We start from the raw sequence: 12563 nt of genomic DNA, 5'->3' as shown, positions 1-12563 counted from the left end.
CCCGCCACATTAGGACGGGGCCGTACCTTGTGCCTTACAACTGAATCCGCGCTACGCTCTCGTCAGCACCCTTGTCGTCCTTCTCGCCGTTCTTGATGCTCACGAACAACACGTTGTTCTTCGCATCCAGCGCCAGGCTGTTCGGATGGGTCGGCACCGTGTAGGTGGCCACCTTTTGGTAGCTGTCACTGTTGTACGCCGTCACAGTGCCCGCTTCGCGGTTGGTCACGTACAGGCGCTTGCGCGGTGCATCCAGCAGGATGCCCAGCGGGCCAGCGTCGGTCGGGATGCTGGCCAGTTCCTTGCCGGTGCTGCGATCGAGCACCAGCACGCGCTGGCCCGGATGCTTGCTGACCAGGCCGCTGCTCTTGGCCTGGTAACCACGCAGGAATTCCGAGCCCTGGTCGGTCACGAACAGGCGCTTGCCGGCCGGGTCCAGCGCAATGTTCATCGGCTGCTCGGCGGCGATCTTGTGCTGCGCCACCACCTTGTTCGAATCGGTGCCCACCACCACCAGGTCGGCCAGCAGGTTGCTGGCGTAGACGCGCTTGTTGGCCGCATCCAGCGCCAGGCCCGGTGCCTTGGCATTGCCCAAGCCGTCGATGGTGTTGATCACCTTCAGCGTGGTGGTATCGATCACGAACAGCACGCTGCTCACGTCCGGCTGGCTGCTGTGGCCGGTCACGTACAGGCGGTTGCCGGCGCTGTCGACCACCAGCTCGCGCAGGTCATGGGTGTAGGCGGCCTTGCCGTCCTTGCCGGTCTTCTTCTCCATCAGCTGGATGGTGCCGATGGCCTTGTTCTGCGCGGTGTCGACCACAGTCACCGACAGATCCACGGTGTTGCCCACGTACAGGCGGTTGTGGGCGTCATCCAGCACCACGCCGAACGCCTTGCGCTCCAGCGGGATGCGGGTTTCCACGGCCAGCGTGGCCGGGTTCAGGCGCAGCACCTGGGCCGGGCCGGCGTCATCGCCGAAGCCACCGGACGAGGCCACGAACACGGCGTTCTGTTTCGGGCTGTAGGCCAGCTCGTACAGGCCCTTGGCCACGGCCTGGCGCTGCACGGCGGTGGTGGCGCTGGCAGTGGGCGCGTTATCGGCGAAGGCGGCGGGCGCGCCGAGGCTGAGCGAGACGGCAAGGGCCAGTGCGGCCGAGCGGAGAGCGGAATGACGGAACATGCGAGCATCCTTGAAAGGGCACGGGAGGGTGTCCTGGCTCGCTGGGCCGTACAAAGACGGCCGTTCCGGCGTACGCGCGCGGAAAGGCTGGCTGGGGTAGCGGGAGGATGGTAGCAGAATGGAAAAGAGGGACGCGCCATCAGGGGGCGCCCCTCCACCGGCTACCTACGTAGTTGTGTCGGCGAGAAGCAGGGGGCGGCCGCTGCAACACGTTCGCGCAACTGTGCACCGAGTACATCTTCAGGGTCGCACTCCGGCAGAATCTCGCCATGCAACTGTGATCGCAGCGTCTGCCAGCGATACTGGAGCACTCTCCACTGCCGCTCATCATAGGTGCCTTCAAACACCACCGGGCGCACCTGGATGCGCGGCATCGGCTCGGTACCCCCGGGACATTCAATCGCTCTTTCCAGCAACTGCTGCCACAGGCTACCCATCCGATCCACCCGTCCAATCTGCTGCTCCACCACGGCAGGGTTCCATTCCAGGTGCAGCAACACCACGGTGCGGCACGCCAGATGCAGGTTAAGCCCCTCACGCCCCACCTGTGACTGGGCAATCAACACCTTGGGATTCGCATTGGCGCGATTGAACGCCAGCTGCAGCAAGCGGCGGGTGCCCGGTGCGGTGTCACCGTTCAGTTGGCGCGCGAACCCGCCTTGCCGATACGAGTAGTCCTCCCTGAACCGCTCAAGCGTTTCGCTCCACGTGTTCTCGCCGCGGGATGCATCGTCAATGCTGCCGTCGGCATCATCGGTCAAAGGATCCAGGTTGGCAGCCGCCTGCATAAGCTCAACGAACGCAGTGGCCAGCCGCACTGGCGTCGGGTCTTCGGCTTCGCCCTCCAGGTGATCGGCCAAAGCCCGCGCCACCACTGCCAGTGCGCCGACTGCGGATGAGGCATCGCTGCCGGATGGGTGCTCATCCTCGAGCATCTGCAACGGCACGGTAAAGCGCGCCCCAAGCAGCGGATCCAGCGAAGTGAAGCCTTCCTTCAGTTTGCGCAGCAAGCCTGTACGGAAGCGCTGCCGGCTGTTCTCGAGCTCACGGTAACCAGACTGCAGCTTCTGTTCGACCGCCTCCAGATCGGCCTCGCGGTGGAAAAGCTGCCGATGCGCCACCTGCAATGCCACACGGTCCTCGTGACTATGGAGGCCACTCTGCGGCCACACCTTTCCTTCGTCCAGAGCACGCAGCATCGCCCGTGCGTTGAGCAGGTGTTGAAGGGCGTTCATCGGCGCACGGTAGTGACCGAACACGAGCACCTTCTCATTCACGGCAACGCTCTCGATGGCGTCCACCGCTGCAAGCAATGCGGGGTGGGTATAGGGCGCTCCACTCCCCGGCGCGGCTTCGCGCACGGCACGTTGCATGGCCCTGTGCCACCACTCGGTACGTGCCTTGCGCTTGCTGGAGGCCGCCGCATCATCCAGTGCCGTCTCATCATCCAACGCCGAAGAACTGATCTCCGGCTGCAGCGAGGTTTCCTCTTTTACCGCGTCGATCAACCCACTGATGCCGTGGCCATTGCCCACAGTCAGACGGTGCCGCTTGGCGCGGTTGTCCAGCACGCGCGTTGAGGTGAACGACAGCGCCTCAGCTGCACACACCGCACGCATCCAGGGCTCGGATATCGTGGCCGGATCCATCCTTACCTTGATTGGACAGACTTCACGATAGTCCTGCCCCGCCGGCGTTGCGTGCTTTGAGAACTTCTGAACCGTAGGGTCCTCGCGCTTGTCCCGGCGCAGCAGATAGGGATCCAGTGCATCGCGGTAAGCCGCCGCTGCTGCCAGGTAGGCTTGCTCGTACTCCGCATTCAGCGGTGAACGGCGCAGGTCATCCACACTGGCCACGTACTTCTTGATGACGTCCACCGGCGGCTTGGCAACACCGATACGCCGTAGGCTCTGCTCCCACTGCGATGCATCCAGCTCAACCGGCGTTGCACTCATCGCAAGGCAGCGCGCAGAACCGCTGCGCAGCAGAACATCGTCCAGCAGCGTGGAAAGCAGGCTCTCCTCGTTCCGGCTCTTGTGCGCCTCATCGATGATCACAAGGTCGAAGGCTCCAAGCCCCAACCCCGTGACCTGATCCACGGCTCGACGCAGCACGCCTCGGGCGGCATGGTTTTCGCCGTTCGCAGCTTCGCTCCATGCTGGCAGCTCTTCGTGGATGTCCTGCAGCAGCGTCTCCGAAGGCGACGCAGAGCCGACCGTCGACAGATTCCCGATGATCGCCCCTGCCGCGCGCGACACGCAATCCACCAGCTCCTGCTCGAATTCCCCGTAGCCGTTCGGCCACCGCTTGCCAAGTACGTCCTTGCGGTAGCGCGCGAGCGTGGCCGGCAGCAGACTCCAGCGATAGCGAGCAAGCTTGCCCGGTGCCCATCGATTGAAACTGTGCGATACCAGTACCAGCTTCTCCTGCAGCCAGGGCCGCTCTGTATCAGACCCGTCCCAGGCCTGCAGGAACTGCCAGTAGCTGCGCAGCAGGGCCGGCGGTTGCGGGCCCACCAGCGCGAACTCGCGTCGCCATTGCTCGTCCAGGCCAGGCGGCGCAACGACGACCACCCGTCCGCCCGCAGCAATCACGCAATGGGCCAGTGCTACTGCGATGCGTGTCTTGCCCATACCAACCTCGTCGGCAAGGATCGCGCCGTTGTTCCGAAGGCGTGTGCACAGGGCACGCAGGGATTCCCGCTGACCTTCAATGAGCGCCAACCGCCTTCCCACATCCGACCTGCCATCGCCGAGCAGCACTTCGGCCCGCGCGGCAACCTCATCCCAGCTGATCATCTGCTTCATTCCAGGCCCTCCAGCGACGCCAACCCCGTGGTTCCCCATGTGTCCGAGATCACCTGCAGGGCAGCCTCATAACGTTGCCCATGTTCGCTGTGCATGTCTTCAGCAAAGGCGGGGCGGAAAGGTTCTGCATGCAACGGCGAGAGCGGATCCAGCCCCAGAGCGACGAACTTCGCCACTGCGGGACTATGGCGGGTCTGGCACAGGGTCTGCTGCAGCCGCTGGCACCAACGCGGCCAGTCAGTCACTGGCACTCGTACCTGGCGGTCGGCAATGCGCTCCAGCAACCCCATCATCTGGCGGATGGCGGTCTCATCGCCCACCGCAGCATCGGACACAGGACAGGCGGACCTGCCGTTCGTCATCGGATCACGCAGAAGTGGATCTCCCAAACCCTCCTCTTCTTCGTCTCCTTCAGGATCAGGCATGCCCGGGAAGGCCAGCAGCTGGCTTTCCGCATGATCCAGATCCAGATCGCTCAGAGGGGTAGCGGCGACACGCCCATCTGCATCCACCACGGGAATCACCGCCTCACGGACGACACCACTCCCGCCCCAGCGCACACGCACCATGCGCGGCACCCCACCTGGCCATGCAAAGCCTCCATCCACACGCCGGCAGGGAACACATGCGTCGTCCAGGACCTCGAACGGCGTATTCAGATCGCCATCCTGATGCGGCAGCAGCAGAAGCCCGTCTGCCGCCCTCCATTGGAGGAAGGCCACCGGTGCAGCGTAGTACTCGCTGGCCGGTGGCTGCCAAGCCTCTCCGGCCGAAACCTCTGGTGCGCCTGGCACAAGCAGGTCACCGGCGATGGGCAGCGCATCCTGCAGGTCCAATGCCAGCTTCGCACGCGCCCCTGCACCCCAACTGGCCTTCGTCTCGAACAGCAGCATCCCGGCTTCAGCGTTGCCGCCCTCGGGCGACATCGGCAGCATCATGCCGGCCGGCGTCAGATTGCCTGAGCCCAGGTACACCCACACATGGGCCCAGTTGGAGCCGTTGCGCTCCGCCCGCGCCGCCACCATGAACTTGGCGTGCAGCGCTCGCCCCCTGTAGGCATCTCCGATGACGTCGGCCACCTTTGCGGCATGCACGTGGATGGCATGTTCGGGATGCCGCGCGAGCTCGGCAATCGAATGTGCGATGGCCTGGCAGGCGGCGGGGTTTACGTGAAGTTCCAGCGCTGCGCGTTTATCCAGCAGCCCTCGTGCCTTGAGCTTCTTTACGATCTGCAGTGGCACGCTGGCACAGGGCGGCGCGCCGCTTTTACCAGGCAGCCCTGGCGATTCGAAGAATCCCGACCCCATCGCCAGCCGTGTAGCCTTTGGCTTGTCGTGCCTCTCAACCGCATTGAGCACACCATCAAGCAGGCTGCGCGAGCGGTTATGGACGAAGCGGGCCCTACGCTCGCGCAAGGCCGGCTGGTACCTGGAGCAGACAGCAAGCCAGGCGGCAAGGTTGGCTGCAGCTGCACCAGCCCCCATTGGTGCCGGTGCTTCCAGCAGACGGGTATCGTGCAGGCCGACCAGCCATTTCAGCCAATCGCGGGCGGCGATGATGTCCACGCATTCCTGGGACAAGGCATCACCCAGCGTCGCACTGTCCACCTCGACCTGGCAGGAAAGGTCCAGGCTGTCTTCCACGGTCTGGCGCGTCCAGTTGCCGGTGGATGCCACCAGCCGCACGCACCACTTTTCAGGTTCGCTCTGGTGGCGGAACCCCAGCAGGGCCACCTTCGCGTGCAGGAGACGGAATGGAATGGGGCTCCGGCTCTCGTTCCTCAGCGGCAGATGTGCCAGCCCGGGTACGGCCGTCGGCAGCAGTGCGGGCTGGCGTGGGTCCAGCATGAGCGCCAGGCGCACTTCTCCAATGGCCTCGCGCTGCGACTTGTTCTGGCCGGTGAAGCGATACGCGGCCTCGTTGAGGAAACTGGCGTCGGCAGAGAACCCGCAGATCCAGCCGAACTCGCCGGTATGGTCGGCAGGAGCCTCGAAATGCTTCAACAAGGAAGGACGAGGTGTAGCATTACCACTCATGCTGTCGCCTCCGAGGCGGCGTTGCGGGTCGTGATCGCCTCGTCCAGTTCGCCGGCAAGATCCAGATACAGCAGGTGCAGGTTCTCCACGCGATAGGAGATGCCCGCCGGAAGCGGCAGGCCATTGCGCCCCGTCTCGGCAATTTCCTCATCCGCGCCCTGCTCACCTTTCTCCACCACAGGTGGACGGCCGCTATAGGCCGGTCCCGGGCGCGCGCAGTCGTCAACCAGGCACAGCACCTGATCATCACGTCGCAACAGCGCGCGCAACACGTCGGCCTCTGTACCCACGCACTCACTACAGAATCGGTTGGCGTCCTCGTCGAAGTGGTTGAGCGCCAGGAAGCTCTGCGCGTGCACAGCCAATGCCTGCAATGCCTGACGCACAGCGAGTGGCAGTGTCCCATCCACCTGCAGGAAACGGCGCTGCCGCGCGTCAAGTTCGACTTCGACACTGTCCAGCACCGCCACTGCGGCATTGCGGACGTCGACAAGCTTCGTACCCGCGCGCAGGTCGTGCCAGTGCGCGGCATCCAGCTGAGCCGGTCCCTGCACGTCGTCCAACGACGCGATGCTGCCCGGCTCGGCGTGCAGGCAAGCCATCCAGTCCCATGCGGCTTTCCGCCGCTGGCATTGTTGTTCCGTGAGGGTCGCTCCCTTCAGGAGCGCGTGCCGCAACCAGTGCCGGGCATCCTCATCCAATCCTTCCAAGGGATTCAGCGCCGCAACGACGCCGGCACTCTTCCAGCGGAGTGGGCTGCCCATGACCCAGTAGCACAGGTGGTCGACCAGGCTGTTCTTGCCCACCGAAAGGTGGCCAATGCTGGACCCGAGGAATACATCCGCCTCTTCGCTGCACTCAAACGCGTTGAACCGAACGCTGGGAGCCAACGCCAGGCCGAGCGAAGGCAGTGCCTGCGCGGTGGACATGCGCATCGGCTGCGATACGTAATAGCTGGACCGGGATGCCTGCTTGAACGAGGGCGCCGTTGTATCACGGGAAAGCTTCTGGCGGCCACGCATCCGCCAGTCCGGGCGCCATCCGTTGTGATGGTAGCCGATGGTACAGGCCACCGCCTCGATGGCATTGGCGACCTCGATATGCGACTGCCGGATATTCCACGTCCTGAGCCGCTTGGCCACTGCCATTGCCAAAGCGGCATACAGCGCCTGACGCCCATACCAGAGTCCGCCCAGGCCCGGAACCGCCAGTTCGTTGAAACGGCGCACCGCCCTGCCCAGCCCGAGGGTGCGGGTGCGCCGGTTGCTGGGTACCCGGTCCGGGCCGAGCAACCCCCAATCACTTCCTGCCATCATTCTTCCTTTCATGAACCCAGTGAATTGATCGCACTACGCAATGTTGTTGGACGAACGCGCCGCTGGCAGCGCCGTATCTGCATACGTAGCAGCCAGCAACTGCACATCAGCCTGCATCTCCGCCCGCAGCGACGCGGGCTCCAGCACCTCCACCTGGCTGCCAAAGCCGCGCAGCCACCAGCGCAGCGGCTGGTCCAGCGATACCGTCGCCACCACCTCCACCTGTGCTCCATCAGCCAGCTCGTGCAGGGCCTGGTCTGCAGACAACGGCGTTTCGCGAAGATGCTCTGCTGCGGCGCTCGTAAAGCGGGCCATCAACCGCACTGTGCCCTGGTCTTCGTAGCGCCCCGCCCTATCGGCGTACACGGCGAAGTCGAAATCCTGCGGCACTACGCAGGCGGCAGCCTGCACCTGAGTTTCCGAAAGACGGTGCAGCGCCAGCTGGCGGATGTCCTGATAGCCATCGAAGGTGCAGGCCAGGTAGTGCACCTGTCCACGAATGATCAGACCCAGCGGATGGATCAACGCGCGGCGCCCCTCGCGTGCTCCCTTGGAACGGTAGATCGCTGATAGCTGGCGGCGCAGTGCCAACGCCTCATGCACATCACCCAGCACGTCGGCGTCCAGTTCAGGGGCCAGAAGGGTCTTCACCGAGGGCTGCACTGCGGTGCGGTGATGCCAATCCTTCCAGACACCTGCCGCCAATTCCCTGCGTGCCATCTGGAACAGAGGCTGCAGTTCACGCTGTGTTGCAGCGGGAAGCAGCGTTTTCAGATGTTGCTGCGCCAGAAGCAGGGCCATGCCTTGCGGTACGCTCAGGCGCGGCATGAAGTCGAAGTTGGCGTCCTTGTGCCAGCTCCAGAGGAACGGACGCGCGGTTTCGTCCACCTCCAGCGGGAACGTCCCCAGCAGATTCTGCAGGTCGCGCTCGATGGTGCGCTTGCCTGCCCTGATACCACGCTGCGCCAGCCCCTCGCACAGCTCTCCCGCAGTGATGTGGCGCGGAGCGCGCGGGATCATGCGCAGCATGTGCCATTGCCGCTGCAGGGTATCGGTACTGTTGCGTGACACGCGGTTCTCCTTGTCGATGGCGTGCGTCATAGGATCGTCCGTGCTGCGACGCCGGCTGTCGCAGCCGTGCGCAGAATGAAAGACCACGGAACGACAGCGGGGCACGGACGCCCCAAGGCTGCACGCAATGACCCCACGAGGAAGATCATGTTCAGGATCATCGGAGCAACGGTTGTGTACGGATGGGCGCTGTATGGGCTGGGTCGCTGGCTGAGCGAGCAGTACAACAACGCTGACGAAGAATGAGTGCGGCTGCCATGTGGGGCCGCACGCAGCACTGGACCTACAGCTGCAGCCACTGCAGCTGGAAACGTACGACCCCACCTTGCGGAGACGTGCGCATCAAGGGCTTCAACCATTTCACCCACTGCCCCAACTGCCAGTCGGCACCGGTGGCGTGCCGTCCTGCCTCCACGCTGGACAGCCTGTTTGAGGGGCTGCCCGAAGCCTGGCTGCGGGCAGGCAAGCGCTGAAAGCTGCGACATGGCTCAGCTACGGCTGCCGTCCAGGGTAAAGAACACTTCCACCCTGCGATTGCGCGGGTCGGATGGCGGCACCTCGGCCAATGGTCGCGAGTCGCCATAACCGGCCACCACGATCCGCCGGGCAGAGGTGGCATCCAGCGTCCCCAGCAGGGTCTTGCGCGCCTCGCGGGCGCGCGCCGCCGAAAGCGTGAAGTTGTCGTCGTAGACGGTGCAGAACCGCGCGAAGTCGGTGACAGGGCGCTTTACCGGTGCATCATCGGTATACCCTTCCACGAAGATCCGCCCTGCGGGGTGGTCGCGCAGGAAGGTTCCCACCTGTGCTTCCACCGCCTGCATGGCCGCACTGGCGGCAGGCGTTACACAGGCGCTTCCCTGCGCAAACACACCATCACGCAGGGTAATGCGACGGCTGGCCACGTCTACGCTGATCAAATGCCCTGCCCCCTGTGTACCCAGGGTCCCCTGCACCTGCTGCAGCAGCTCGGCCACCGGGTTGCCAGTGGCTGCATCCAGCGCAGCCAGGTCGCGCTGGTGCTGGGCCTCGGCGAACTGCCGCTGCAGGACGACCACGGCCAGCATCAGCATCACCACCGCCAGCACGCCGGCCATCAGGTCGGAGATGGCCACCCATTCGTTGGGCTTGTCCTTCATCCGGCCAGCTCCGCCTCATCCTCCATCCGAGGCTGGACCAGGCTACGGAGCTCCTCGCGCAGCACCTCCAGACTGTTGACTTGACGCTGCAGCAGATCATGGATGCGGCTGTGCGCCTGGGCCACCACCTCTGCGCCCTTTGCCAGGGCCGCATGCAGCCGCTCTGCGTCATTTCCGTCGCGAGTCAGGGCAGCCTGCAGAGACCGCAGCGCCTGTCCGGTTTCCTGGAGTGACGCCACGGCTGTGGTGGTGCTGCTCTGCGAAGCCTTCATGGGTTCCACCAGCGCTGCCATCTGCAGGTTGCTCTTGGAAACCGCCCTCAGGCTGTCATCAAGCTTGTTGCTGATGTCAGAGATGGAGCTGGTGGCTTGCAGTACCATCTCTTGGACATCCTTCATGGCGTTGCGAACATCGCCCATCACCTTCTGCTGGCTCTCGGAGGCGATCTTCATGCTGCCTGTGACCTGGCCCAGTGTCTCGCCAGTTTTGATCGAGAAGGACTCGAGCGATTTCTTCAGCGTGTTGGCGGTATCCCCCAACAGGTTCGCCATAACCTCGAGATTCTTGGTCAGCGACCGGCCCATGCTGTCGATTGTTTCGCCCAGCTTTTCCTCGATCGTGCCGAGCGTGTTTCGCACTCCCCCGTCAAAGGCGGCGATGGCCGCAGACATCTCGCGTGCGGCTCCGTTCATGTTGGTGGCAGCAGCTGACATGGTATCGGCACTGCGCTGGATGGAGCCGCTGAAAGCCTCCTGCGAGGCAGTGAACGCCACCAGCACCTGCTGGGTATCCAGTGCAATCTCGTTGCCCTGGTCCTGCCTGGCGAGCATCGCCTCCAATGTCTGTGCAGCCTGCTCGGCCGCACGGCGTTGCGCGGTCTGATTGTCCTGCATGCCCTTCTGCAGCTGCTCAAACGCATTGCCAAGGAGTGCCCGCATCTGCTCTGCGGCTGCACGATCAGCCTGCACTCGCACGCTGCGGTCCTGCTCCAGTGCCGCCATGAACTGCTGGCCGAGAGCCTGCACGGCGCGCCGCATCATTTCTGCCGTATCGTCCTGATGGGCCAGTCGTAGGCCTCGGTCCTGCTGCAGCCTCTGGTCCAGCGAGCCGTCCATGTTCACGGCCACGTCGGCCAGCGCATCCTGCATGCGCTGGCTGCGCTGCTCTTCCAGGCGCGCGCCGGCCTGGCGGGCCTTGTCCATCTCCAGCTTCATGCGGGCGATCACCCACTGCTGGCGCTGGGTCTCCCGCCCCATGCCTGCCAATGCCAGCTTCACCAGCAGGAAACCGAGGATGCCCCAGGTGGAGGTCCTGAACTTGGTGCCCAAGCCCCCCATCATTTCCAGCAGGTCGTTCATCCCGCCATCAAGCGCGTTCTGGGCGTTGGCGTTGCTCAGGATGGCGGAGGCACTGTCCAAAGCAATACCCAGGCCCACGAAGGTACCGAGCAGGCCAAAGATCAGGAGCAGGCCCGGCACGATCTCCGCATACTTCTCCGGCTTGGTGGCAACAGCATCGCACACGTCGTTGAACGAGCCATGGTCTACATCCAGCCCGGTATTGTCCCGCCCGGTGCCTTCCCAGTTGGCCTTCCAGTTATCAGGCCGTGCAGTGCGCCACACACCCGCAACGGTCGCCACGGCGGCGCCGAGGATGATCGCGAAGAAGACCAGCTGGAACGGCTCACTGGCATCCGGCTTGATGAAGTCAATGACGTGTCCCAGCATCAGGCCGTAACCTCAACCAGGCGCTGCACGCGCTCCAAGCACTCTTCCTCGAAGATGTTGGCGAAATCGATGATCAGCTCCTGCTCCTCAGCAGTGAACTGCTCCCACCCCTTGCCCTGCTCAGCCCCCTGGATGATCAGTTCACCCACCCTCTGCCCAGCATCGACCAGATAGCCCATTCCCGCTGCCTCCAGTTCCTCGGCGGTCTTCTCGAGCACCTGCAGGAAGCCCTCGGCCGCATGCAGGTAGTGGGCAAGTGCCAACTTCTCTGCACCCAGCGCTACGAAGGCATCACGCTCGCGCGGCACGCTTTCGCGCAGGTCGTCCATCATGGCCTGCTCCTCGTCGCTCAAGCGACCATCTGCCGACAGCGAAAGGTCGGTTTCCAGCCGGCGTAGCAGCACCTGCTTCTGGGTCACTGCCTTGCTCTGCACTTGCCACTGCGCTTCCAGTGCCTCGTTACGCATGTGCCATGCAGGCAGCATTTCCTCGAAGGCGAACGGCAGCAGGCCACGGCCATGTCGACGCTGCAGCAGGTCGTCCAGCGCCTGTGCATCCTCGCTCGACAGAGAGGGATCCGCATTGAGCAGATCAGATGCAACGCGCACCAGGAAGATGTCGTCCGCATCAATGCGGCTCTCCGCATCCACCGTCGCAAACCGTGCATTCGCTTCCTTCAGCAGCTTCTGCGTAGCGCGCAGGCGCAGGAAGTGGTCGACGTCGACAACCTCACCGGTCTCCACCAGTGCATTGACCTTGTCCTGTGCAAGCACCAGATCATTGACCATCGCCACCACCGACACCGCGTGGGCCTGCTCGCCGCTGAAGCTACCGGCAGCATCGCGGAACTTCTGCTGGTACTGCTCGGCCTGGGCGCGCTCCGCGGCATCCAGCTCCACCTTCCCACCCTGCTCCATCGCCACGTTCATTCGCTTGGCGAGCTCGATGGTCCAGCTCACTGCCTTGTCAATCCAGTGCAGCACCGGGGACTTCTCCAGTGCCAACAGTGCATCAACGGCAAGAGCAACGTTCTTGATCAGCGGATGGGAAGCACCGGCCTTGTGCAACAACGCCGTCGCCTGTTTCACGTAGGGGCGCGCGGTCTTCCACAGATCCTTGGCCTTGGCGACGGTCTTCTCGCCGTCCTTGGCTACCAGGGTTACAACCTTGACCGCGGTTTTCTTGACTACTTCCCAGGTCTTCTGCGCGGCACTGGCAACCGTCTGTGCCGCCGTGCTGACGAAGCGTGCGGTTGCCGCAACTGCGTTGGTGAACCATCCCATGGCTGTG

At 64.0% G+C, this 12563-nt stretch carries 9 protein-coding genes; 1 reads left to right on the top strand and 8 read right to left on the bottom strand.

Translation table 11 applies throughout. From position 1 onward, the window contains the following. Positions 1–34 precede the first annotated feature (34 nt). From D5301_RS15340 to D5301_RS15320, 5 genes are all read right to left on the bottom strand, one after another. Complete coding sequence (locus tag D5301_RS15340; protein WP_153856169.1) at positions 35–1180, bottom strand: YncE family protein; 1146 nt, start codon at positions 1178–1180, stop codon at positions 35–37. 161 nt (positions 1181–1341) lie between these two features. Further along, entirely contained in the window at positions 1342–3987 is a 2646-nt protein-coding gene (locus D5301_RS15335) for a helicase-related protein (RefSeq protein WP_162621997.1), read from the bottom strand. Continuing rightward, complete coding sequence (locus D5301_RS15330) at positions 3984–6023, bottom strand: hypothetical protein (protein ID WP_153856168.1); 2040 nt, start codon at positions 6021–6023, stop codon at positions 3984–3986. The genes D5301_RS15335 and D5301_RS15330 overlap by 4 nt, the downstream gene beginning before the upstream one ends. Then, positions 6020–7336 (bottom strand): hypothetical protein, encoded by a 1317-nt coding sequence (locus tag D5301_RS15325; protein WP_153856167.1) that lies wholly within the window; start codon positions 7334–7336, stop codon positions 6020–6022. Before D5301_RS15325 ends, D5301_RS15330 begins: the two co-directional genes overlap by 4 nt. A gap of 36 nt (positions 7337–7372) precedes the next feature. Next, on the bottom strand, positions 7373–8440 hold the full coding sequence (locus tag D5301_RS15320) for a WYL domain-containing protein (protein WP_110710885.1): 1068 nt from the start codon (positions 8438–8440) through the stop codon (positions 7373–7375). Positions 8441–8745: 305 nt separating this feature from the next. On the opposite strand from D5301_RS15320, the gene D5301_RS24060 reads away from it, so the two are divergent. Beyond that, positions 8746–8883, top strand: coding sequence for a hypothetical protein (locus D5301_RS24060; RefSeq protein WP_162621994.1), 138 nt, complete (start codon positions 8746–8748; stop codon positions 8881–8883). 15 nt (positions 8884–8898) lie between these two features. Here the strand turns inward: D5301_RS24060 and D5301_RS15310 are convergent, their stop codons facing one another. From D5301_RS15310 to D5301_RS15300, 3 genes are read right to left on the bottom strand one after another with little or no spacing between them, the layout of a single operon-like run. Next, positions 8899–9546 carry an OmpA family protein gene (locus tag D5301_RS15310; RefSeq protein ID WP_110710884.1) on the bottom strand — a complete coding sequence of 216 codons (648 nt, stop codon included), beginning with the start codon at positions 9544–9546 and terminating at the stop codon, positions 8899–8901. Continuing rightward, positions 9543–11273, bottom strand: coding sequence for a hypothetical protein (locus D5301_RS15305; RefSeq protein ID WP_153856165.1), 1731 nt, complete (start codon positions 11271–11273; stop codon positions 9543–9545). The genes D5301_RS15310 and D5301_RS15305 overlap by 4 nt, the downstream gene beginning before the upstream one ends. Further along, positions 11273–12556: a hypothetical protein gene (locus D5301_RS15300; protein WP_110710882.1), complete on the bottom strand. Its 1284-nt coding sequence runs from the start codon at positions 12554–12556 to the stop codon at positions 11273–11275. Before D5301_RS15300 ends, D5301_RS15305 begins: the two co-directional genes overlap by 1 nt. Positions 12557–12563: the final 7 nt, after the last annotated feature.

Source organism: Stenotrophomonas sp. MH181796 (assembly GCF_009659995.1).
GTDB lineage: Bacteria > Pseudomonadota > Gammaproteobacteria > Xanthomonadales > Xanthomonadaceae > Stenotrophomonas > Stenotrophomonas riyadhensis.
This window is presented reverse-complemented; position numbering and strand designations above follow the sequence as displayed.

Excerpts from the sequence above, each read along its gene's own strand:
- D5301_RS15340 (WP_153856169.1), bottom strand. The coding sequence starts at position 1,180 with ATGTTCCGTCATTCCGCTCTCCGCTCGGCCGCACTGGCCCTTGCCGTC.
- D5301_RS15335 (WP_162621997.1), bottom strand. The coding sequence starts at position 3,987 with ATGAAGCAGATGATCAGCTGGGATGAGGTTGCCGCGCGGGCCGAAGTG.
- D5301_RS15330 (WP_153856168.1), bottom strand. The coding sequence starts at position 6,023 with ATGAGTGGTAATGCTACACCTCGTCCTTCCTTGTTGAAGCATTTCGAG.
- D5301_RS15325 (WP_153856167.1), bottom strand. The coding sequence starts at position 7,336 with ATGGCAGGAAGTGATTGGGGGTTGCTCGGCCCGGACCGGGTACCCAGC.
- D5301_RS15320 (WP_110710885.1), bottom strand. The coding sequence starts at position 8,440 with ATGACGCACGCCATCGACAAGGAGAACCGCGTGTCACGCAACAGTACC.
- D5301_RS15310 (WP_110710884.1), bottom strand. The coding sequence starts at position 9,546 with ATGAAGGACAAGCCCAACGAATGGGTGGCCATCTCCGACCTGATGGCC.
- D5301_RS15305 (WP_153856165.1), bottom strand. The coding sequence starts at position 11,273 with ATGCTGGGACACGTCATTGACTTCATCAAGCCGGATGCCAGTGAGCCG.
- D5301_RS15300 (WP_110710882.1), bottom strand. The coding sequence starts at position 12,556 with ATGGGATGGTTCACCAACGCAGTTGCGGCAACCGCACGCTTCGTCAGC.